At 70.1% G+C, this 21,506-nt stretch carries 23 protein-coding genes; 10 read left to right on the plus strand and 13 right to left on the minus strand.

Annotated elements, in window-relative coordinates; all coding sequences use genetic code 11:
- Window positions 1-26: 26 nt before the first annotated feature.
- From ABZS37_RS12635 to ABZS37_RS12645, 3 genes are all read right to left on the minus strand, one after another.
- Window positions 27-947 carry an aminoglycoside phosphotransferase family protein gene (locus tag ABZS37_RS12635; RefSeq protein WP_355168327.1) on the minus strand — a complete coding sequence of 307 codons (921 nt, stop codon included), beginning with the start codon at window positions 945-947 and terminating at the stop codon, window positions 27-29.
- On the minus strand, window positions 944-2,179 hold the full coding sequence (locus tag ABZS37_RS12640; protein ID WP_355168329.1) for a helix-turn-helix transcriptional regulator: 1,236 nt from the start codon (window positions 2,177-2,179) through the stop codon (window positions 944-946). The genes ABZS37_RS12635 and ABZS37_RS12640 overlap by 4 nt, the downstream gene beginning before the upstream one ends.
- Window positions 2,180-2,524: 345 nt before the next feature.
- Window positions 2,525-3,043, minus strand: a complete 519-nt coding sequence (locus ABZS37_RS12645) for a flavoprotein (protein WP_355168331.1) — start codon at window positions 3,041-3,043, stop codon at window positions 2,525-2,527.
- Between the two features lie 219 nt (window positions 3,044-3,262).
- Between ABZS37_RS12645 and ABZS37_RS12650 the strand changes: the two genes are divergently transcribed.
- From ABZS37_RS12650 to ABZS37_RS12670, 5 genes are all read left to right on the plus strand, one after another.
- Complete coding sequence (locus ABZS37_RS12650) at window positions 3,263-3,490, plus strand: hypothetical protein (protein WP_355168333.1); 228 nt, start codon at window positions 3,263-3,265, stop codon at window positions 3,488-3,490.
- Complete coding sequence (locus ABZS37_RS12655) at window positions 3,487-3,777, plus strand: hypothetical protein (protein WP_355168335.1); 291 nt, start codon at window positions 3,487-3,489, stop codon at window positions 3,775-3,777. The genes ABZS37_RS12650 and ABZS37_RS12655 overlap by 4 nt, the downstream gene beginning before the upstream one ends.
- On the plus strand, window positions 3,774-4,835 hold the full coding sequence (locus ABZS37_RS12660) for an FAD-binding oxidoreductase (RefSeq protein ID WP_355168337.1): 1,062 nt from the start codon (window positions 3,774-3,776) through the stop codon (window positions 4,833-4,835). The genes ABZS37_RS12655 and ABZS37_RS12660 overlap by 4 nt, the downstream gene beginning before the upstream one ends.
- On the plus strand, window positions 4,835-5,089 hold the full coding sequence (locus ABZS37_RS12665; RefSeq protein WP_355168339.1) for a hypothetical protein: 255 nt from the start codon (window positions 4,835-4,837) through the stop codon (window positions 5,087-5,089). Before ABZS37_RS12660 ends, ABZS37_RS12665 begins: the two co-directional genes overlap by 1 nt.
- A 177-nt stretch (window positions 5,090-5,266) precedes the next feature.
- The gene (locus ABZS37_RS12670; RefSeq protein ID WP_355168341.1) at window positions 5,267-6,631 is read left to right on the plus strand and encodes an HNH endonuclease; all 1,365 of its coding nucleotides are present in this window, start codon (window positions 5,267-5,269) and stop codon (window positions 6,629-6,631) included.
- Window positions 6,632-6,662: 31 nt separating this feature from the next.
- On the opposite strand, the gene ABZS37_RS12675 is transcribed toward ABZS37_RS12670, so the two are convergent.
- Together ABZS37_RS12675 and ABZS37_RS12680 are read right to left on the minus strand one after the other, a co-directional pair.
- Complete coding sequence (locus tag ABZS37_RS12675) at window positions 6,663-7,550, minus strand: fibronectin type III domain-containing protein (RefSeq protein WP_355168343.1); 888 nt, start codon at window positions 7,548-7,550, stop codon at window positions 6,663-6,665.
- An 82-nt stretch (window positions 7,551-7,632) separates the two neighbouring features.
- A complete protein-coding gene (locus tag ABZS37_RS12680) occupies window positions 7,633-8,814 on the minus strand; it encodes a Cmx/CmrA family chloramphenicol efflux MFS transporter (RefSeq protein ID WP_355168345.1) in 1,182 nt (393 codons plus the stop codon).
- A gap of 460 nt (window positions 8,815-9,274) precedes the next feature.
- On the opposite strand from ABZS37_RS12680, the gene ABZS37_RS12685 reads away from it, so the two are divergent.
- On the plus strand, window positions 9,275-9,898 hold the full coding sequence (locus ABZS37_RS12685; RefSeq protein WP_355168347.1) for a hypothetical protein: 624 nt from the start codon (window positions 9,275-9,277) through the stop codon (window positions 9,896-9,898).
- Between the two features lie 5 nt (window positions 9,899-9,903).
- On the opposite strand, the gene ABZS37_RS12690 is transcribed toward ABZS37_RS12685, so the two are convergent.
- On the minus strand, window positions 9,904-10,272 hold the full coding sequence (locus ABZS37_RS12690) for a DUF4180 domain-containing protein (RefSeq protein WP_355168349.1): 369 nt from the start codon (window positions 10,270-10,272) through the stop codon (window positions 9,904-9,906).
- Window positions 10,265-10,717 (minus strand): helix-turn-helix domain-containing protein, encoded by a 453-nt coding sequence (locus ABZS37_RS12695; protein WP_355168351.1) that lies wholly within the window; start codon window positions 10,715-10,717, stop codon window positions 10,265-10,267. The genes ABZS37_RS12690 and ABZS37_RS12695 overlap by 8 nt, the downstream gene beginning before the upstream one ends.
- A 195-nt stretch (window positions 10,718-10,912) precedes the next feature.
- Here ABZS37_RS12695 and ABZS37_RS12700 point away from each other — a divergent pair, with 195 nt between their 5' ends.
- Window positions 10,913-14,155 (plus strand): AAA family ATPase, encoded by a 3,243-nt coding sequence (locus ABZS37_RS12700; protein ID WP_355168353.1) that lies wholly within the window; start codon window positions 10,913-10,915, stop codon window positions 14,153-14,155.
- A gap of 48 nt (window positions 14,156-14,203) precedes the next feature.
- Here ABZS37_RS12700 and ABZS37_RS12705 read toward each other — a convergent pair whose 3' ends face one another.
- Together ABZS37_RS12705 and ABZS37_RS12710 are read right to left on the minus strand one after the other, a co-directional pair.
- Entirely contained in the window at window positions 14,204-15,172 is a 969-nt protein-coding gene (locus ABZS37_RS12705; protein ID WP_355168355.1) for an alpha/beta hydrolase, read from the minus strand.
- 49 nt (window positions 15,173-15,221) lie between these two features.
- Complete coding sequence (locus ABZS37_RS12710) at window positions 15,222-15,530, minus strand: antibiotic biosynthesis monooxygenase (RefSeq protein ID WP_355168357.1); 309 nt, start codon at window positions 15,528-15,530, stop codon at window positions 15,222-15,224.
- 154 nt (window positions 15,531-15,684) lie between these two features.
- Between ABZS37_RS12710 and ABZS37_RS12715 the strand changes: the two genes are divergently transcribed.
- Window positions 15,685-16,590, plus strand: coding sequence for an AraC family transcriptional regulator (locus ABZS37_RS12715; RefSeq protein ID WP_355168359.1), 906 nt, complete (start codon window positions 15,685-15,687; stop codon window positions 16,588-16,590).
- Window positions 16,591-16,647: 57 nt separating this feature from the next.
- Here ABZS37_RS12715 and ABZS37_RS12720 read toward each other — a convergent pair whose 3' ends face one another.
- The 3 genes from ABZS37_RS12720 to ABZS37_RS12730 are packed head-to-tail and all read right to left on the minus strand — an operon-like array spanning window position 16,648 to window position 19,095.
- The gene (locus tag ABZS37_RS12720) at window positions 16,648-17,505 is read right to left on the minus strand and encodes an ABC transporter permease (RefSeq protein ID WP_355168361.1); all 858 of its coding nucleotides are present in this window, start codon (window positions 17,503-17,505) and stop codon (window positions 16,648-16,650) included.
- Window positions 17,502-18,515, minus strand: a complete 1,014-nt coding sequence (locus ABZS37_RS12725; protein ID WP_355168363.1) for an ATP-binding cassette domain-containing protein — start codon at window positions 18,513-18,515, stop codon at window positions 17,502-17,504. The genes ABZS37_RS12720 and ABZS37_RS12725 overlap by 4 nt, the downstream gene beginning before the upstream one ends.
- Window positions 18,516-18,540: 25 nt before the next feature.
- Entirely contained in the window at window positions 18,541-19,095 is a 555-nt protein-coding gene (locus ABZS37_RS12730; protein WP_355168365.1) for an NAD(P)H-dependent oxidoreductase, read from the minus strand.
- Between the two features lie 144 nt (window positions 19,096-19,239).
- Here ABZS37_RS12730 and ABZS37_RS12735 point away from each other — a divergent pair, with 144 nt between their 5' ends.
- Window positions 19,240-19,755, plus strand: coding sequence for a GNAT family N-acetyltransferase (locus ABZS37_RS12735; protein WP_355168367.1), 516 nt, complete (start codon window positions 19,240-19,242; stop codon window positions 19,753-19,755).
- A 38-nt stretch (window positions 19,756-19,793) separates the two neighbouring features.
- Here the strand turns inward: ABZS37_RS12735 and ABZS37_RS12740 are convergent, their stop codons facing one another.
- Window positions 19,794-20,546, minus strand: coding sequence for an SDR family oxidoreductase (locus tag ABZS37_RS12740; RefSeq protein WP_355168369.1), 753 nt, complete (start codon window positions 20,544-20,546; stop codon window positions 19,794-19,796).
- A 101-nt stretch (window positions 20,547-20,647) separates the two neighbouring features.
- Here ABZS37_RS12740 and ABZS37_RS12745 point away from each other — a divergent pair, with 101 nt between their 5' ends.
- On the plus strand, window positions 20,648-21,490 hold the full coding sequence (locus ABZS37_RS12745) for a helix-turn-helix transcriptional regulator (RefSeq protein WP_355168371.1): 843 nt from the start codon (window positions 20,648-20,650) through the stop codon (window positions 21,488-21,490).
- The last annotated feature ends 16 nt before the right edge of the window (window positions 21,491-21,506 follow it).

Raw genomic sequence — 21,506 nt, forward strand, 5'->3', positions numbered from 1 at the left:
GCCGCACCGGGGACAGTTCGCGTGGGTCACCGGCGGTTCCTTGCCGGGACGGCAAGATCGGCGAAGGGCCTCCAGCGGGCTGCCGAATCATTTTGTCCTACCGAACGGAGGCGGTTTGCGAACTCGGCCACGACGCTCGGCGACGTAGCTAGAAGCGGTACGGCGGCTGCGATCATCTTCAACTCCCGAGCCTCTCGCAGGACTATCCATGATGGGTCGGCGGTGACGTCGAAGCCGTAGGCGGTGGCCAACGAACGGTGCCCCCCTGTTCCTCCGAACCTCGCCTCGCCGACCGCAACCGCTGCCAGATCAACCTGCCACGGGCCGACGCACGTGGCGTCGAAGTCACACATGACCGTCCGGCCCGACGACTCTCGGAGAAGGTTGCCGGCGTAGGCGTCCCCGTGGATCAGCGTCCGCGTCCCGCGTTCGATGAGGGCCGCGACTTCCGGCTCCAGGCGGTAACACCAGTCGGCCAGGAAATCCCGGTCGGGTTTGCTGAGTCCGTCGGCGTCGGCCAGCCGTCGCCGTGCGTCGCCAACTGGGTCCCAGATGGGCAGCGGAAAGGGGGGCACGCCGAGAGCATGAAATTTCCGTAGCACCGTGCCGAGGTCTTCGACGGTCAGGGCCGGTGGATGCGGTGGGACGAATTGCCACACCGAAGCGACCAATTCCCCGACTTCGATTGGCTGCTCGACGTCGCGCGCTAGACGGATCGTCGGCGCGTCGATTTCGGCGAACCACCGCCCGAGCTGGACCACCTTCGTCACCCTGTCCCGCAGCTGATGGGTCCGCGCGATCCGGATTACGATTCCAGCCCTTGGCAACGCGAAGACGGCGTTGTTGGTCAACCGCAGCAACTGGGCATCGTCGGCCGGAACGTCCAGGGTGGCGGCGATGTCTCGCATGGCTGCCGTCATCGTTGCCTCGGAGAACCGCCCGCTCATGCTGCTACCGCAGCCCGAGCAGCGAGGACGCGATCGAACTCGGTCACCTCGGGTAGCTCCCGATGCTGGGCGAGGTCGCGACGCAGATTGACGACCCGATCGATCACGCGCTTGGAGCTCATCGCCTGCGACCTCTCCAGCACTCGGGTGCCAATTGCAAGCGCCTGCTCGGGCTCGTCAGCGAGGAACAGCGCGCTACACAACCCGACCTCGTTCAGCACGGTGCTCCGTACGTTCGCCGGCCCAAAAGCGGCGATGGCGTCCTGGACCCAGCGCACCGCCTCGGACGCCTGCCTGCTGTCTCGGCGTGCTCTGTCCCGGTAGACGCGGCCGTACTGCGCGAACAGCTCGCCACGGTCGTAGAAGCTCATCCAGTCCGGCTCGCGGTCGCTGTTGATGCGCTCAAACTGGTCGCTCGCCTTGCCGAGGGTGGTCACAGCGCTCTGGTGATCCCCGAGGGCGGCGGTTGAGGCGGCCTCCGCGCCCCAGAGCAGGGCCTTGACCGCTGGAGTTGCGTGCGACCCGAGCTGCGCGTGAGCGAGTTGCAGGGTTGCGAGGGCGTCCCGGTTGTGTCGCAGGTGTTGAAGCTGCTTGGCCTGTGAGTACCGGATCATCGCAGCGAGCGGGACGTCCCCAGCGGTCAACGCGGCGCGCTCGCCAGCCACGAAGTGCCGCTGGGCGTCGTCGTGGCGGCCTGCGTCGAGAGCGGTCCACCCCGCCAGGTGTCGAGCTGCCGCCACCGCCGCGACGAGCCGCGGAGTGAGCCCCGTCGGGTGCGACCAGTCGAGCATCCGATACACCGACTCGGCGAACCGGGCCATTTCCCGGTACAGCAGACCGCCACCACATTCGTAGTCCACGGAACGGTAAAGCTCCAGTACGGCGTTCAGTCGGGTGACATCCGCAGCGCCTACACGTCGGGGCTGGACAATCTCGGTGCTTCCCAGCAGTCCTGCTCCCGCAGCGACAGCGGCGATGCCGGCTAACAACGCCCGCCTACCCTCGTCGGGTGCACCGCTTCGCGGCGCGGCTGAGGCGCTGGCGGCTCTACCGCTTTCGCTCGCTCGATGGCTTCGACCAGGGAGCGCGAACCAGAGGTATGCCTCGGGGATGTGGAGCACCTGTGCCCAGTGCGCAAGCCGGTCCAGGTGCACCAGCGGCGGGCCGTTCTCGACCCGGCTGAGCTGCGCCTGCGTGATCCCCAGCCACCCCGCCACCACGGTCTGCGGCAACGCGACCCGTCCGTGGTACGGGTGGCATCGGTAGGCCCTGATCACCCGCCCCAGATGCCGCTCCGCCAACGCTCGCCGGACCGGCTCGTGGTCCCAAAAGCTCGTCGGAACCACCGGCGGCGTACTCAGCCGATCCCGTTCGGCGGCCTGGCAGGGCGTACACCGTCCGCTGTCGTTGTCCCGGGCCAGTCGTCCGCCGCACCGAGGGCAGTTGGCGTGTGTCACCGGCGGCTCCGTCCGTCTCGCCTCATCGAGCCTATCCATTGAACATGGCGCGTGGAGAGCTGGTATACGCACGACGCATATCTTCAAGGACCGCCAAACAAGGGAACAGACGGCAGTTGCTCAGGATGGGCGAACCATCCGCAGCGCCTCGATGACCACGGTCCAGCGCTCCGGCCCGTGCGCCGAGTCCAGCGCCTTTCCGTCGGCGACGACAACACCGGCAGCGCGCAGGACCGACAGGTGACCGGCGTAAGCCGGATGTGCGGCCAGCTCCGCCTTGACGTGCGGAAAGGCAACGATCGGTAGGCCCGCGCCCAGCGACTCGTTGAGGATGCCGAGCGCCAGAGTGTCGTTGATGCCCAGCGCCCACTTCGCCATCGTGTTGAACGTGACCGGCGCGGCCAGCACCACATCAGCTGGCGGGTGCGGCTCCGGGTCGCCGGGCATCCGCCACTCCACGCGTACCAGATAACCGGTCTTGTCTTGCAACGCCTCTCGGTCGAGCCACGGCGCGGCGGTCGGGCTGACGATCAGGCACACCCGCCACCCGTCGACGATCAGCAGGTCGACCAGCTCGTCAATGTGTTCCGCCGGACCCGCGGCGCAGACCACCAGATACAGGACCGGAGGTTCCGTCATGCCCGCAGTCTGCCCGACTCGGGCGGCCTGTAGTCGAGCGCATACGGAACGCGCATGCTGCCGACGATCACCGTGACATGCCGTCGTACCCGGTCAACCGCGAGGGTCGACGCATGGCCCGGGGCGGGTGCTGGCTCCGGAGCTGTGCCGACCCGAACGGCGCAGCTCCGCACCCGCCCGCCCCGGCGCCACTTCATCCGTCAACGTCTCGGAGCCGGCATGCCCACCCTGATCGACGACTTCCCGGTCCTCACGCCCGTCACCGACGAGGACCTGTGTACCGCGCTGCGGGCGGTCACCATCCACGTTCCCGAACGCTGGCCGCAGGGCGAGCTGTGCCGCAGTGAACGCGTCCCGTACCCGTGCCGGCTCGCCCGCTGGGGTCGGGCGACCATCGAAGCCGCCGGCTTCAGCGAAGCGCAGCTCACGCAGGGCGCACCGGCATGACGTCGAGCGAGGTGGTCGCCCGTTGGCTGCGGCTGGTGGTGGCGGACGCGGAGCTGTCGCCGTACCTCATCGGGGTTGACCTGGGTCGGCTCTCCGCGCACCTCACCGCGTGCCTGGCAAACGCGCTCGACGGCGAGCCGGCGGCGGCGGACGGCTGGCGCGGCCTGGGGTTGTCGGAGGCGCAGCACCGGAGGATCGTCGACTACCTGGTGGGGGTGCTGTGGGCGGCCGAGCTGCCGGACGGCCACATTGCCCGGGCGAGGCGGGCGTTCGAGGTGCCCGCGTGAACCTGGCTGCCGCATGGGCGTCGGTCGACGACCGGGCGGCCGGCGACTTCTGGTGCACCCTCGAAGACCGTCGACCCGGGCTGCTCCCACACCGCGACGCGCCACTGTTCTTCACCGCGTTGGGTCGCCTCATGGTCGGCGGTGACGACGCGGCGAGCCGGGCGGCGCTGCTCATGGTGCTCGGCCGCGCGTACCGTCACTTTGACCTACTCCCGCACGCCACCACCATCGGCGACGCGCTGCTCGCCACCGTGGCCCGGCACGCCAACCCACTGTGGACACGGTCGCTCACCCTCGCCGGGGAGCGCGCCGTGTGCCGCGCCACGCACGCCATCCGTCGCGCCGTCGCCCAAGTCGACGACGGCCCGGCCTGGTGGCACGTCCAGGTGATCAGCCACGAACGGCCGTCGCCCGGCATCGCCATCCTGACGGTACGTCCCTGGCGGCGGTTGCCCTTCCAGCCAGGCCAGGCGGTCCCGGTCTGCACGCCCCGCCTGCCGGGGCACTGGCGTTGGCTATCCCCGGCCAACGCCCCACGCGCCGACGGCACCGTCGAGCTGCACGTCCGCGCCGTACCCGCCGGCACCGTCTCCCACCGCCTGGTCCATGAGGTACGCCCCGGCGAGCTGCTCTGGCTCGGCCCACCGGGCAACACCGGCCTGAGCCTGCCTACCGGTGATCTGCTGCTCGTCGCTGGTGGCACCGGCCTGGCGCCGCTGCGTGCCCTGGTCGAACAGGTCGCCGCCGCACCAGATGGTCGGCGGGTGACGCTGGTCGTCGGCGCGCGCACGTTCATCGACCTGTACGACTCGATCACCCTCGACAAGCTGCAATGCGCCCATGACTGGCTGACCGTGGTGCCGGCGTTCTCCGACGACCTCTGCGCCGAGCCAGCCGAACAGGGCGATGCCCTGACCATCGCCCTCGACCACCACCAGCGCGGCCAGGAGATCTACCTCTGCGGCCCACCCGCGATGCTGGCCGACGCGCGGCCACGGTTGCTCGCTCTCGGCATCCCCGCCGCGCGCCTCCACCTGCCTATTGGCTTCAGCCGCTGATGGCTGTCTACCGCAGTCGACACACCCTGACCGGCGCGCTGACCCCCGAACGGGTCGCCGCGCTGGACCTGCCTCGTACTCGGCTGGGCCGCCGCGGCTATCAGCCCGATTTCGTCCATGAGCTGCTCCACCGCCTCGCCCACGAGCTGCACGAACAGGGCCGCCAACTCGACCTCGTTCAAGCCGAGAACCACCGCATCAAGAAGGCCCTCCGCACCTGGCAGACCCGGCAGGCCGGGAGATTCGGGTGCTGAATGCCCGATCGGTAACTGGCTATCCCGACCAACGCTAGTCGGATGATCGGACCGATCCTGACGAGCCGGAGTTGGCGGGGCAGTGCGTGATCCGAAGATTCACTAGCATCACGCTTCCCCGGCCGCGCGTAACCTCCGGCGGCGGGACAGCCCCGGGTCGGACGAGGAGTCGGTGACATGCCGGAAGAGCACGCTGGCAAGAGCCAGTTCGAACGCTTGGTGGCCGGTCCGTACTACGCCGCGGTGGTCGCTGCGAACCGTGCTTACCTGAAGGTGGCCGTTCCCGACGCGTCCGCAATGGAACGGGAGTACTGGACGCTCTCCTGCCTACCGAACACGACATCGAACCCGCGTCGGCTCTCGGCGGTCTCCATGAAGAGGATGGAGACCTTCGTCCTGCATGAGCCCACCAGGCCGGCGGAGGACGGGATGGCCGAGGGATTTGTGATCGTCCGGCAGTCGGTCCTGGATCGGTACTGGCCCAAGCGTCGGGCCTTCGAAAAGGCGTTCCCAGGGCTGACGCTTGAGGATTGCGACTACGAGGACCCGGGACCGGACCAGGTTCGGGTCAATGGCCGACACGACGAGCTGATCGCCGCACTCGCGGACGAGCGCTTCGCCATTGCGGTGCGTGACCTGGTCGCGCCACTGCTCGCCGTACGGACGATGCAGGGTGCCGGTCATAGTTATTCGCTGGTCGACCACGTGCTGAGTCGCGCCTCCCGCCCCGCCGAGTGGGTTTACCCGGCCAACGAGCGGAGCGAGGCATGGGGGGATGACTTGGGAGTCATAGAGACCTTCCGTGGCATCCGCGAGGGCGACGTCGCGGAGTGGCACCTCTCCTCCTGCTTTCACCAAATCAAGGCTGGCGACCGGATATGGGTCTACGCCACGGCACCCCACCAGCGTGTCGTCGCCACTGGCGTCGCCTGGTCGAACCCGTGCCAGCGTGTCGACGACGGCAGCGTCTACTGGACGTTGGAGATCCGGTGGGACGTTCCATTGACCCGATCTCTGTTGGCGACCGTCGTCGCCGCGTCGGATGTGCTGCAGGTGGGGGTGCAGCGGGTGCGAGCGATGCAGCCGGGGGAGTCCGACAACCTGGCAAAGATCCTGACCGACCGTCGAGCCCCCGAGCCAGAGGGCCTGCCCGAGGGCCGACGGCGCCGGCTTGCGGAAGTCACCGCCCGGCAGGGCCAGGCTGACTTCCGGCAGCGGCTGCTTGCGGCATACGACGGGTGTTGCGCCATCACCGGCTGCGACGTTGAGGCGGTGCTACAGGCGGCCCACATTTCGCCATACAACGGACCCGCCACGAATCGAGTCACGAACGGTCTGCTGCTCCGCGCCGACTTGCACAATCTCTTTGATCGGGGCTATCTCTGGATTGACGGCTCCTATCGGGTCCGGGTTGCGAGCGGGCTTGACCACTACGCCGAGCTGGACGGCCAGCGGCTCTCGCTCCCGCCTTTGCACGACCGACCGGATAAGGAAGCGTTGGCCCGGCACCGCGAGGAAGCGATAAGGCGGTTGCTCGCCTGAGGGCGGTGCGACGGTCTCCCGAAGTAGCGGGTCAGGTGTTCGTGTCGCCGAACTCGCGGACCCCGCCGACGTCCAGCGTGATCCGCCCGTTCTCGGTCCACTGCCCGGTGGCGGCGAGCCAGCTCGGGTCGTCGCGCTCGTCGATGTCGCTCCAACTGTGCCGGTGATGTCGTAGCTGGATCGGCCCGGTCGACGCGCCAGGTTCGAGCACCCCGTCAGTAAAGGTCAACTCAACCCAGCCGGGCGCCGCGGTGCCCGGGATCGGGTAGCCCGGCGGCGCTGGCGTCGTCAACCCGGGTGGCCCGCCCGGCGGGATGAAGAACTGCACGGTTTGCCGGATCCGGTCGCAGCCCAGCGCGGCCCAGTCGCAGTTCGGCACCAGCGAGGTGTTGCCGCCCTCGAAGCGCAGGTGGTAGCGCACCCGCATCGTGCTCAGGTCGAGCGATCCGGTGCCGGTGTTGGTGACCCGGAGGACGTGCTGGATCTGGTTGTTCGTCGGGGCCCAGTCGAGATTGAGGTAGCTGACCGTCGCGCGGCCGCTGGCGGTGCGCACGGTGGTGACGGGCGAGCTGTCGGAGTAGCCGCCGAGCGCGCGGGCGGCAACCGCTATCCGGTACGTCGTGCCGGGTGCGAGGCCGGTCAGCGTGATCGTGGTGTCGAGCGTGGTGCCGAGCCAGCGGTACGTGTTCGGGCCCAGCGGCACCTGCACCTCGTAGTTGATCGGCTGCTCCGCGGCCGGATCGCCGATCCAGGTGGAGGGTGCCCAACTGAGAGTGAGTTGGTGTGGTTGGTTGGCCACCACCGTCGGGCTGCCGGGGGTGCTGATTGCCGGGCCGTCATCGGCACGGGCGGCGTTGACGGTGAGCAGGCTCGCCAGCGCGGCGAGGGCGATGGTGGCGGCGACGCGGCGAGCACGCATGGTGCGAATGCTAGGGCGAACTCGTCGGCGACGATAGGCGGGTGTCAATATCTGGGCCGGGTTCCGCGAGCATTCGCGTGGGTCATCGGACCGCCTGGCCGACGTGGGGTGCGATGACTCGCAGGAATGGCAGGGCGATGAGCAGTGCGATCGCAACGAGGAGGCCGCTCACCCACACCGGGCCGAGGTCACCAGCATTGGCCCCGAGGGTCGCTGCTGCGACGGCGGGGCCGCCAGCAGCACCTATGTTGAGCGCTGCGGTCGCATACGACCCTCCCATGGTGGGGGCGCCCGCCGCCTCATAGAGCACCCTGGCGATCAAGGTGCTGCCCAACGCGAAGGAAAGCATGCCCTGCACGAACACGAGGAGCAGAAGCACTACCGGCTGGGCAGCCAGGGTCGCCAACGCCACCCAGCCAAGCAGTAGCAGCGGGCCACCGACTGCGATCACGATGCCGGGACGCTGATCGGACAGCCGTCCCGCGAGGGTGACGCCGGCAAAGGACCCGAGACCAAAGAGCACCAGCACGACCGAGACCCACAGCTCGCCCAGGCCGGCGGTGTCAGTCACGATCGGCGCCAGGAAGGTGAACGTGGCGAAGGTGGCAGCGTTGACCAGGGCGCCGAGCAGCATGACCAGGACCAGCCTGGGCATGCAGAGCTGGGCGATTTCGGTCCGAAGCGACGAGCGAGCCGGAGTGCCCTGATGGGTCGTTCCGGCACGGGCCGGGATGCTCTTCACGACGCCGTAGGCAGCGGGAAGGCAGAGTAGTGCGATCGCCCAGAAGGTTGCCCGCCAGCCAAGCACCGTGCCGAGCACCGCGCCGCAGGGCACTCCGGCGATGGTGGCCGCCGTCGTACCCGAGAGCAGCACCGCCAGCGCGCGCCCTTTCTGATCAGTTCCGACGAGCGTGGTCGCCCTGCTCAGAGCCACAGCCAGGAAACCCGCGTTGGCCAGGGCTGCGATCACCCGGGTGGCAAGCAAAACCGCGAAACTCGTCGTGAGGGCGCCCACGACGTGGGCCACGGCGAAAACCAGCACGAAGCCCAGCAGGCTGGTTCGGGCCGGCCACCGACGCGCAAGCGCCGCCATCAGCGGCGCGCCGACGACCATCCCGACAGCGAACGCCGAGGTCAAAAGCCCGGCGGCCCCGACCGACACATCGAGACTTGTGGCGATGTCCGGCACCAGGCCGGCGAGCATGAACTCCGACGTACCCATGGCGAAGACCGCCACGGCAAGCAGATAGAGCGGCAGAGGCATCCAAAACTCCGAGGTGAGTGAGAACGAGGAAACGTCTCGTCACCGCGGCCAGCGCCCCAAGGGTGCGCGCAGATGTCCCAGGCAGCAGAACTGCTGGGAAGCGGGCTGAAAACTCAGCGGTTCAGGGGGCTGACGGCGTGACCGAAAGCCCCCACCGTGGATGCCTCAGGGCTCGACATGGCGCAAACACTACTCAAAACCACCGGTCATGACGCAACCGGATTCGGCCTGGGCGAGTGTCGTCAACCTCGTGGCCCGCAACAGCTAGTCATGAGCTGCGGTGAGACTGCCGTCGTATCGAACGGGGTTGACGAGGGTGAGTGTGCCGGCGTCGAGCAGCTGGCGGACGTTCCTGAGTTGGCACGTTCCTATCGATACCGCGATATGGCGTCAGCGGGCGGTGGGCACGGGTGCCTCGGTCGTAGCGTCCGGACAGAGGGCGCGATCCGAGGGAGACGACATGCAGGCGACCGAGGGTGTGGTGTTACCGGGGGAGCAGGCCCCGGTCATCGTGAACATCGACCGGTGGCGGGCCGGGCTGCCACCGGACGCGTGGCCCGACAACCTTCCGACGAGCGGCGAAATCTGGCGGCGCGACGTCTTCGCGGTCGCCGACGCGTACCGGGCCGGTTCCGCGAGCGCGCGGCAACTGCTGACCGCCGTGCTGGTCTGGGGTTACGGACCCATCGGGTACGGCCCGTGGCGCGCGACCAGGTCGCTCGCCGCCGATCCGGAGGGCAAGCGTCTGGCGTACGCGCTGGAAGAGGCGTCGGATGAGGACGCGCTGCGCACGGCGTACCGCCGCTTGTCCGACCCCAACCACGCGCGGCTGCCGTGGTTGGGGCCGGGCCTGTTCACGAAGGTTCTCTACTTCGTCGGCTACCGACGAGGCGTGGGCGGTGTGCAGCCCTTGATCCTCGACCGTGTCGTGGCCAGCCACCTCCCGGCCGAGGCCGGTGTCAGCCGCCGAAACGCCTGGTCAACCGAGGAGTGGCTTGCGTATCTACGGTGGGCAGCCGGGCAGGCTCAGGCCAGGGGGATGGAACCGGACGCGGTGGAGATGGCGGTCGTCCACGACCGGTGAGGCGGCTACGACGCAGCGCGGAGGCGAGCGTCGAGCGCGTCGAGGTCGGGGACGAACCAGACGTGTCCGGCCTGGTTCGACTCGTACACCAGGGCGCGCAACGCGGAACTCTCCGCGAGTTGCGCCGAGATGTCGCCGACGACCGCCAGCCGCAGCCGGTAGTTGACGAACTTCTGCATCACGTCGCCCGCGAAGCGGGTGCCCAGTGCGAAGAAACGCTCGTCGAGCCGGTTGGCCGGCATGGCGACCACCTGGGCGCCGAGGAACGCCGCGCCGATCAGGTCCAGCGCGTCCTGCTCGGTGGCGACCGTCGGGCCGGTCGGGTCGCAGACCAGCACCTGCACCCCGGCGCGTTCCTGGATCTCGTCAGGCATTGCGGACCTCCCGGTTGAGCAGGCCGTTGTCGGCGTTGAGGACGGCGTCGAGCAGATGCAGCAGCTCGGCGGTGGCGGCAGGGTCGCCCAAAATAATGATCTTCATGCGGCGGCGTTCCTCGTCGTGCACCGTCTGCACCCGCAGCGGGTGGGCCTGGTCATGGCCGGTGTTGGCGCTCGCGAGCATGAGCGTGCCGAGCCGGTCGGCGGCGGCCCGGTCGACGCCGTCGATCTGCACGATGCTCGACACCTCCGCTGGCCCGGCAGTCGTGGTGACGGCTCGGGTCTGCCCGGTGAACGCGTCGAGATCGCCGGCGGTGATCCGGTACTGCTTGCCGATCCGCACCGCCCTCAGCCGGCCGGAGCGGATGTAGCCGCGCACCGTCCGCACGTGCAGGTCGAGCCGGTCGGCAACCTGCTCTACCGAATACATTTCTTCCTTCATCACTCCCTATCCTACCCCAATAGGGAAGGTTAGGGAGTTACGGGGACTGCCGGTGACGTGAATCGTTAACGACATCAGCTCCAAAGGGCCTGGAAGACACCAGTACCGGCAGCGGCAGCGGTGCCCGGGGGCAGCCGCAGCCGACCCGAAAAGCAGCCGACCTGTGTCGGACGGTTCCAGTACCGTCTGGAAACCATGGACGCGGGGCTCGGCGACGCCATCATCGGGCGGGATCATCCCGCGGGTCTGCTGCGCGCTGAGCTGGACCGATCCGCCACCAGTCACGGCGGTCTCGTCCTGGTCACCGGTGAGCCGGGCATCGGCAAGACGACGCTGGTCACGGCAGCCGCGAGCGAGGCCCGGCAACGCGGGGCACTGGTGCTCGGCGCCGCCTGCTGGGATTCCGACAGTGCCCCCGGCTACTGGCCGTGGCTGCAGGTGCTGCGTGGTCTGCGTCGCTCCGCTGACGACTGGGCGGTGGCGCGGCAGGCCGCGGAGCCGGCTCTCGCGGCCCTGCTCGGCGAGGTCGGCGCCCCCAGCGAGCAGGTCGGTCTCGCCGCCACCTGGGCCGGCCTCGACACGGGCGGAGGCATCGCCGACCGCCACGCGTTCGCCCTGTACGACGCGGTGACCGCCGCGCTGGTCGCGGTCTCTCAGGAGCGGCCGGTCGTGGTCGTCCTGGACGATCTGCACTGGGCCGACCCGGCCTCGCTGCGGCTGCTGGGGTTCGCCGCCCAGCACACCTGGTTCGAACGACTGCTGCTGATCGGCACCTACCGCGACGCGGAGGTCGAGTCAGGCGACCATCCGCTGCGTCCGCTGCTGATGCCGCTGGTCACGAAGGCGACCACGATCACTCTCACCGGCCTGTCCCGGCACGAGGTGGCCGCGCTGATGGCCCGCACCGCCGGGCGCGAGCCGGACGCCGACCTGGTCGACAGGGTGCACGGGCGTACCGGCGGCAACCCCTTCTTCGTCGAGCAGACCGCACGGCTGTGGCGCGCCGATGGTGCGGCCGGGACGATCCCACCCGGCGTACGGGAGGCGGTGCGTCGTCGGCTGGCCCAGTTGCCGGCGGCAGTGGTCGAGGCGCTCACTGTCGCCGCCGTGCTGGGCCGCCAGTTTCACCGTCAGGTCCTGGCGGCCAGCTCGGCGGCCCCGCCGGCGCAGGTGGACCGGCTGCTCGACCGGGCGGTCACCGCCCGGCTGGTGGTCGCCCGGGGCGGCGGCCGGTTTGCCTTCGCGCACGATCTGGTTCGGGAGACGCTCTACGACGGGCTCACCGAGGAGGATCGGCGGGCCCGGCACGCGGCGGTGGTCCGGGCGGTCGACCCGCCGACGGACCTCACCGACCGGCTGATCCCGGCCGACCTGGCCCGCCACGCCTACCTGGCCGGCCCCGCGCTCGACCGGGCCCGGGTCACCGAGCTGCTGGTCGCCGCAGGGCGGGATGCGTTCTCCCGGCTCGCCATCGACGAGGCGGGAGTGCACTTCGGCAGGGCGCTGGAGGTCGTCGAAGACCGGGTACAACGGGTCCGGACCCTGGTCGAGTTCGGTCAGGTGCGCTACCACCACGCCGGCCGGGAGGAGGCCGGGAAGCTCTTTGCCGAGGCCGCCACGCTGGCCCGCACGCTCGACGACCCGGTCCTGCTGGCACGCGTAGCGCTCACGGTCCACCGCGCCCGGCAGGTGGAGATCGGGCGCTCGGACCAGGCGGCGGAGCTGGTGCGGGAGGCGTACCGGCGGCTGATCGGCGAGCCGGACGACACCGCGTTGGTCGGCACGTTGATCGCCGACCTGATCACCGCCACCGAGACGATCGCCCGCCGGGGCCGGGACGACGAGACGCTCACCTTCAGCCTGTGGGCCCGCCACGACACCACCTGGGGGTTGGGCACCGCCGGTGCACGGGCGGCGTTGACCGCTGAGATCCGGGACGTGGCCCGCCGCACCGGCGACCGGGAGACCGAGCTGTGGGCCACCTCGCTGCGCTGGGTGGCGCTGTTGGAGCTGGGCGACCCGCGCTTCGCCGAGGAGTTCACCGCCTTCGTCACCGCCGGCCAGCTGGACAACCTGGCCCGACCCCGGATGGCGGCGGCCGTGGACGGTGGGATCATCGCGGCGTTCCGCGGTGACTTCGCGGAGGCCGATGAGCATTTCATCGTCCTCACCGACCTTGCCGACCCGGGCCACGCCGAGTTCGCGTTCATGGGCCATCACGTGCGCTGGTCACGCCTGCTGCTGCAGGGCCGGTTCGACGAGGCCCACGCACTGCTGGGCGAGCTGGCGCCGACCGACTACCCCTACCGGGACCTGCTGCTGGCGACCACCGCGGCAGAGCGCGGTGACGACGAAGCCGCGGTCCGGCTGACCGCCGGCATCGAGGCCGCCGGCATCCGCTACCCCCGCCCGGTGTCGCCGCTCTGGCTGCGGCTGCGCGCGCAGGCCGCGGCGGCGTCCCGCGACCCGCAGCGCTGCGACGACGCACGAACCGCGCTGGCCCCCCACCGAGGAGAGTGGACGGTCGGGCTGTTCGGCTGCGACATCAGCGGTCCGGTCGACCACTGGCTGGCGATCGTCGACGTGGCGCAGGAGCGTTGGGATGACGCCATCGCCGGTTTCACGGCGGCCCGCGACTCCGCCGACCGGATGGGCTCCCGGCCCTGGGCGCTCATCGCCGGCGCCGGGCTGGTCGCCGCCCTGGCCGGTCGTGACCAGCAGGGCGACGCCGCGACGGCGGCGGCGTTGCGCGCCGCCACCGTCCGGGACGCCACCGCCCTCGGCATGACGCAGGTGCTCGACCGGCTGGCCGCCCTGACGCCCACCGACGCCGCCGCGCCGGGCCAGGCTGCCGCGCCGGGCCTGGCCGCGCCGGTCGGTGTGCTGGTCCAGGAGTACGAATTCCGCCGCGACGGGCCGGTCTGGCAGCTCGCCTACGCCGGTGCCGTCGTGCACCTGCCCGACGCCAAAGGGTTGCACGACCTGCACCTGCTGTTGAGCCGGCCGGGCAGCGACGTGCCGGCGGTGGAGTTGCTCGACCCGGCCGCCGGCCCGGAGCTGGTCGCGGCCCGCCGGATGGGCGCTGATCCGGTCCTGGATGACGAGGCGAAGGCCCGCTACCGGCGGCACCTGGCACGCCTCGACGAGGAGATCGACCGGGCCGCCGCACGCGACGACGACCGGAAGGTGTCCACACTGGATGCCGAGCGAGGTGCGCTGCTCGACGAGCTACGTGCCGCTGCGGGGCTGGCAGGCCGGAGCCGCCGTCTGGGCGACGAGGCTGAGCGGGCCCGCAAGACGGTGACCGCACGGATCCGGGACACGCTGCGCAAGCTCGACGAGCGGCACCCGGCCCTCGCCAGCCACCTGCGCGAAGCCGTGTCGACCGGCAGTACCTGCCGCTACCTGCCGTCCGAGCCGCTGCGCTGGCGGCTCTGAGCCCACGGCCGGCGCGACGCCTGATCGCCGCCGGCCGTGGGTCCGGGTTCAGTCCTGGGGCTTGGGGCTGGGGTCCAGGACTCGGGTGAGCCAGTCGGCCTGGGTGCGTCGTGCCGCGTCCGAGACGCGGATCTGCGGGAACAGCGCCGAGAATCCGTGGAAGCCCCCGGCCCACAGGTGCAACTCCGCCTGGCCGCCGGCGGCCCAGATCCGGGTCGCGTAGGTGACGTCCTCGTCGCGGAAGACCTCGGCGGTCCCGGCGTCGATGTAGGTCGTCGGCAGGCCGGACAGGTCGTCCGCCAGCGCGGGTGAGACGTACGCGGAGACGCTCTCGCCGGTGTGCTCGCCGAGGACGCTGCGCCAGCCGAACTCGTTCATCTCCCGGGTCCACACGCCGTCCAGCCCGCTGTACTGGAGGCTGGAGGTGGTGTCGTTGCGGTGGTCGAGCATGGGGCACGACAGCAACTGGGCGGCGATGGCCGGGGTGCCGAGGTCGCGAGCCATGAGCGTGACCCCTGCCGCCAGACCACCTCCGGCGCTGGCACCGGCTACGACGATGCGGGCGGGGTCGATGCCGAGGTCCGCGGCGTTCTCGGCCACCCAGAGCAGGCCCTGGTAGCAGTCGTCGACCAGGGTCGTACCGGTTGCCTCCGGGGCCAGCCGGTAATCCACGGAGATCACGACGGCGCCGAACCGGTCGAGCCATTCCAGGGGGACGTCGATGTTCGAGAAGCGGTCGCCCCACATCATCCCGCCGCCGTGGATCCAGTAGACGCAGGGCGCACCGGCGGCACGATCGGTGGGGCTGAGGATGGACAGCGGGATCGGGGTTCCGTCACCGGCGGGAACGGTGACCTCGCGCCGCTCGACCGCGCGGCCCTCCAGGTGGGTCTCGATCGACGGTTGTGGGAAGTGGCGTAGCTGTTCGATCACCTCGGGGCCGAGGGGCGGCATGGGCGGCAGTTCGGCCAGGGGTACGAGCAACTCGGGGTCGATGCCCGGTCGGGGGGAGTTCATGGGGGTCCTTTCGCTGAATCGGGTCGGGGTGATGGGTGCGGTCGCCGGTTCAGAAGGTGGCCTTGCCGCCAACCGGCACCGCGTCGGTGTACGCCGAGTCGCCAGCCAGCATCGGCTGAAGCTTCGCGACCAGGGCCTGCGCCTGCTCGCCAGCGAAGAACGCGCTGTGCGCCTCGGCGCTGGTCCAGCCTTCGATGACGTGGACGACGTCGGGGTCCGACGCCGAGCGGGACACCAGGAAGACGAGGCAGTCGTCGTGGGGCAGGGACGGCGCGTCGAGCAACAGCGCGATCAGCTCGTCTGCCTTTCCCGGCTGGGCGGTCATGGTGGCTTGGAACCCGTGGTGGACGGTCATCATTGGAGACTCCTGATCGTCTATGGCGCTGCGTTGTCGGGGAAACTGACACTCCAATGGAAGCACCGCCACCAGCAGAATCGTTAGAGAGATGCTCTCTGGTCCTTGCCTGATCCTCTCGTTGTTACGAGGATCGGTTGTGTGCTTCAATCGGGCCGTGGACCTCGATGAGCTGCGGGCGTTGCTGGCCCGTCACGCCCGGCCGGACATGAGCACCGCCATCGACGGGGTGCTGATTTCAAAGGTCGAGCAGCAGACAGCACCAACCACGTCGATGTCGGGCACGGTGCTGGCACTCATCGCTCAAGGCGCCAAACAGATGGCGCTGGGCGACCGCGTGTACGAGTACCGGGCCGGCCAGTACCTTGTCGCGTCGGTCGACCTGCCGGTCACCGGCCGCTTCACCCAGGCCAGTGCCGACTCGCCGGCTCTGGGGTTCGGGCTGGTGCTGCACCCGGCCACGGTCGCGGAGTTGCTGTTGCAGGCGGCGCCGGGCGATCTCCCGCCGCTGGCCGGCGGGACGCCGTCCGGGATGGTGGTCAGCGACGCTCCCGACGAGCTCGGCGACGCGGTGGTCCGACTGCTGCGGCTGCTGGACCGGCCCCGGGACGTCACGGTGCTCGCGCCGCTGATCAAACGGGAGATCCTGTGGCTGCTGCTCACCGGGGAGCAGGGTGCCGCCGTCCGGCAACTCGGTCTGGCCGACAGCAGCCTCAGTCACATCGCGCGGGCGGTCCGGTGGATCCGCGACCACTACGCGCAGCCGTTCCGGGTGGAGGATCTGGCGCGCCTGTCCGGGATGAGCGTGTCCGCGTTCTATCGCAACTTCCAGGCTGTGACCGCCATGAGCCCGATCCAGTTCCAGAAGCAGATCCGGTTGCAGGAGGCGCGGCTCCTGCTCGCCACACACCCGAACGACGTCACCGGGGTGGGCATTCGCGTCGGCTACGAGAGCCCGTCGCAGTTCAGCCGTGAATATCGCCGCCAGTTCGGCGTACCTCCCAGCCAGGACGCCGCCCGCCTGCGCGGTGTCACGCGAGCCGAGGTGCCGGCGGTCGTCTGACCGCCGACGGGCGCCCCGACAGCAGTGGCGGCGCCCGTCGGTCGGGTCTGGGTAGGGTCAGCGGCGGTTGTACTTGTACATGGTCAGCGAGCCGAAGACGAGCACGAATCCGGCGCTCCACACCAGCAGCCACATCGTGGCCGACGGGTCAGACTCGCCGCTCATCGCCCCGCGAATCGCGGCCACCAGCTGCGTCACCGGGTTGACCTTCACGAACGCCTGGAGCCAGCCGGGCATGGTGCTCGGCTCGACGAAGACGTTGCTCAGGAACGTCAGCGGGAACAGCACCATCATGCTGACCCCCATCACCGACTTCTCGCTGCGCAGGATCAGCCCGAAGAACGTCCACACCCAGGAGAACGCGAACGAGAAGATCACCAACAGCCCGATCCCGACGGCCGCTCCGACCACCCCGCCAGCGGGCCGGAACCCGAGCACCAGCCCCAACCCCAGGATCACCAGGGCGGCGAGGATATAGCGCAGCACGTCACCGAAGATCATGCCGACCAGGGCGGACGGACGCCAGACGGGCAGCGTCCGGAACCGGTCGAAGATGCCCTTCTCGATGTCGGTGTTGAGGCCGACACCGGTGTACATGGTGATCATCACGACGCTGGTCACCATGATGCCGGGCAGGAAGAACTGCAGGTATTCGCGCGGGCTGCCGGCGAGGGCACCACCGAACAGGTACGTGAACATCAGCACCATGATGATCGGGAACGCGGTCACGTCGAAGAGCTGCTCCGGCACATGCTTGATCTTCAGCATGGCCCGCCAGCCGAAGGTGAGCGACGCACCGAGCGCGCTCGGTCGAGGCGGTCGAGCACCGGGCGCGAGCACGGTCGCCAACGCCTCGGCGGACGGGATGTAGACGGACGGCGCCCGTTCGGTCGTGGTGGTCGTGGCGTCACTCATCGGGCTGCCTCCAGCTCGTCGTCGCGCTCGTCGGCCGGCACGGCGGGGTGATCGGTCAGGGCGAGGAAGACCTCGTCCAGGCTCGGCTGGCCGAGGGAGAAGTTGTCGACGACGATGCCGGCGCGGGCCAGCTCGCCGAGCGCGCGGGCGGCCTGGGCACTGGCGTCGAGGTCGGTGCCGGCCTCACCGACGCGGGCGGTCAACGCCACCGGGTCGGCGGCGAGCTGCACCGGTACGTCGAGCGCCTCCCGGAGCACCTTCTCCGCCTCGGGTCGCTGCCCGGGATCACGCAGTCGCAGGTGGACCGTGCCGGAGCCGATCGACGACTTCAGCTCGCCCGGGGTGCCCTCCGCGATCACCCGGCCGTGGTCGACGACCGCGATCCGCCCGGCGAGCTGGTCGGCCTCGTCGAGGTACTGCGTGGTCAGCAGCACCGTCGTGCCGTGTGACACCACCGCCCGGATGATCTCCCACACCTGGTTGCGGCTCCGCGGGTCGAGGCCGGTCGTCGGCTCGTCGAGGAAGAGCAGATCGGGGGTGTTGAGGATGCTGGCGGCGATGTCGATACGGCGGCGCATCCCACCCGAGTACTTCTTCACCTGGCGGTCGCTCGCCTCGGTCAGCCCGAACGCGGCGAGCAGGGCGGCCGCGCGCTCACGGGCGGCCGGCTTGCGCAGGCCGAGCAGGCGGGCGAGGAGCACCAGGTTCTCCGTACCGGTCAGGTCCTCGTCGACCGAGGCGTACTGGCCGGTGAGGCTGACCCTGGAACGGACCTTGTCGGCCTCGGTGACCACGTCGTGCCCGAAGACCCGCGCCGAGCCGCCGTCGGGGCGCAGCAACGTCGCGAGCACCCGGACGGCGGTGGTCTTGCCCGCGCCGTTCGGGCCGAGCACGCCGTAGACAGTGCCGGCGGGCACCTGCAGGTCGATCCCGGCCAACGCCTTGGTCTCCCCGAACGTGCGGGTGAGACCCTCGGCCTCGATGGCCAGGCCGGTGGTGCGTCTACTCATGATCCTTACCTTTCGTCAGACGTTTTCAGGAGGCGTAGGGCCGGGCAGCCCGGCCGTCGCGTAACGCCAGACCCCACCAGCGAAGCTGGTCGAGCAGGACGTTTGTGTCGCGGCTCAACTCATCGGTGCACTGTGGTGTCGGCTCACCGGCGAGCAGGTCGATCCCGACGACCTCGCGCACCGTCATCGCGTGCAGTGCGGTGAAGACCGTGCGCAGCTGGTCGACGGCGTGCAGACCGGTGGAGCGGCAGCCGTACGACACGAAACCGACCGGCTTGGCCTGCCACTCGTCATACGCGTAGTCGATGGCTTGTTTCAAGGGTGCGGGGAAGCTGTGGTTGTACTCGGGGGTGACCACGACGAATGCCTCCGCCCGACCCACCTCGCGGACGAACGCCCGGATGGACGCGGTCGGCTCGGCGGGATAGCTGGTCGGGAAGTCGTACTCGGTCAGGTCAACGACCGTCACTGCCAGGTCGTCGTGCCGCGCGGCCTGATCGATGAACCAGCGGGCGATCCGGTCGCCGGCCCGCCCCTCCCGGGTGCTGCCGATGAGCACGGCAATCCTGAGCGGTGTCATCTTTTCCCCTCCCGAGCTGGTCGGTCCACCCGTTAGGCGCGAGGGAACGGCAGGCCGTCCGCTAGATCCGATCTAGCGGACGGCGTTGCGGTGCGGAATGTCGGAGGGGTCGGCTTGACTGAGGCCGACGAACAGGGGAGTGGGATGGCACAGGTCCGCATCGAACCGTGGCACGAGGACGACCTCGACCTGCTGCGGCAGCTCAATTCTCCGGACACCCGCAAGCACACCGGCGGTCCGGAGACCGACGAGCAGGTGCTCGCCCGGCACGAGCGCTACGTGCACTTCGCCGAGGGCGGGCAGGGCTGCATGTTCACGCTGGTGCTGCCGGACGGCGCACGGGCGGGCAGCGTCGGCTACTGGGCCCGCGAGTGGCGCGAGCGACCGGTGTACGAGTTGGGCTGGGCGGTGCTGCCCGCGTACCGGGGGCAGGGGCTGGCCACGGTCGCGGTGCGCGCGGCGGTCGACGTGGTTCGCGCTCGACGGGACCGGCGCTACGCCCACGCCTACCCCTCGGTCGACAACCCCGCCTCGAACGCGGTCTGCCGCAAGGCTGGCTTCACCCTGCTCGGCGAGACCGGCTTCGAATACCCGCCGGGGCAGATGATGCGCGCCAACGACTGGCAGCTCGACCTGGCCGCCCCGCCGGTCGAAGGCTGACACCGGCGGGGCGGCTGAAGCGCAGTCGCCTCAGGCGCTCACCAGGGCAGCACGCCGTACCCGCCGCCGGCGTCCATCTGAAAGCCCCACAGCAGCCCGCTCGGGCCGTCCGCCGGCAGGGTCGCCAGGTGCACGCTGACCTCGGCGCCCTGCTCGGGCGTGCGGAAGCCGCTGTTTCCGTTGAGGTCGGTGGCACAGTAACCCGGGTTCGCCGCGTTCACCTTGATCGGAGTGTCCCGCAGCTCCTTGGCGTACATGGCGGTGACCATGTTCAGCGCCGCCTTCGACGACGGGTACGGCACGGAGGTCAGCGCGAACAGCGCGCCACCCGGGTCGGTCATCACCGCGATCGAGCCGACCTCGCTGGAGACGTTGACGATCCGGGCCGCCGGTGCCCTGCGCAGCAGCGGCAGCAGCGCATTGGTCACCGCCACCACCCCGAAGACGTTCGTCTCGTACACCCGGCGCAGCGTCGCCACGGTCGTGTCGCTGGGCAGCGCCCGCGTGCCGTCGCCGAGCACGATGCCGGCGTTGTTGGCCAGTACGTCCAGCCGGCCGTACTCCGTCTCGACCAGCTTCGCGACGGCCGTCACTGACTCGGCGTCGGCCACGTCCAGTGGCACGAACCGGGCGTCGGTGCCGCCGTCGCGCAGATCCCGTTCCGCTGCCCGGCCCCGCTCGGCGTCCCGCGCCCCGATCAGCACGGTCATCCCCAGGCCGCCGAGCTGTCGGGCGGTGGCCAGTCCGATTCCCTTGTTGGCCCCGGTGATCAGGGCGATCATGTTCGTCATGCCGTCGAGCCTGCCGGTGTGGGTGGCGTTCGGGGAGAGTCGGCTGAGGCTGGGACCAGCGGTACCACCCTCCCGGGCTTCGCCCGGGGCATGCTGGAGGCATGACGAGCACCGGCCTGCGGCGTGACGAACTGGCGGCGTTCCTGCGCAGCCGCCGCGCCCGCCTGCGCCCCGCCGAGGTCGGCCTCCCCGACGGGGTACGCCGGCGCACCCCCGGCCTGCGTCGGCAGGAGGTGGCCCAACTCGCCGGAATGTCGATCGACTACTACATCCGACTGGAGCAGGGCCGCGGGCCGCACCCCTCGCGGCAGGTGCTCGCCTCGATGGCCCGGGCGCTGCTGCTGAGCCGGGACGAGCGCGAGTACCTGTTCCGGATCGCTGGGGAGAACCCGCCGCAGACCGTCGGGCCGAGCCGGGAGGTGCCACCCGGGCTGCGGCACCTGCTCGACGCGATGACCGAGACTCCGGCGTACCTCGTCGACGCCGCGTACCAGGTCCTGGCCTGGAACCACCTGTCCACGTACTTCATGGGGAACCTCGCGGCCGTGCCCGACGCGGACCGCAACATGATTCGCTGGACCTTCCGGCAATCCGCCGCCGGCAGCCACTGGAGCGACGCCGAAACGGTGCGGTTCGTCCGCAGCACCGTGGCGGACCTGCGGGCCGCCTACGGCCGTTACCCGGCCGACCCGGCGATCCGCGAGCTGGTCACCGAGCTGCTCGGCACCTCGCCCCGGTTCGCCCAGCTCTGGGCCGAGCACGACGTTGAGGAGCGCCGTCCGATCGTCAAGCGGGTGCCGCACCCCGACCTGGGTCCGTTGGAGTTCGAGTGCCGGGTTCTGCTGGTGCCGGAGACCGACCAGAAGATGATCGTCTACGTCCCCGAGCCCGGCTCGCCGACGCAGGCGGCGTTCCGGCGGATCGCCGAGCGCGTCGGCGCCTGAACCCGCACGGGCCGTA

This window comes from Micromonospora sp. NPDC005413 (assembly GCF_040606435.1).
GTDB lineage: Bacteria > Actinomycetota > Actinomycetes > Mycobacteriales > Micromonosporaceae > Micromonospora.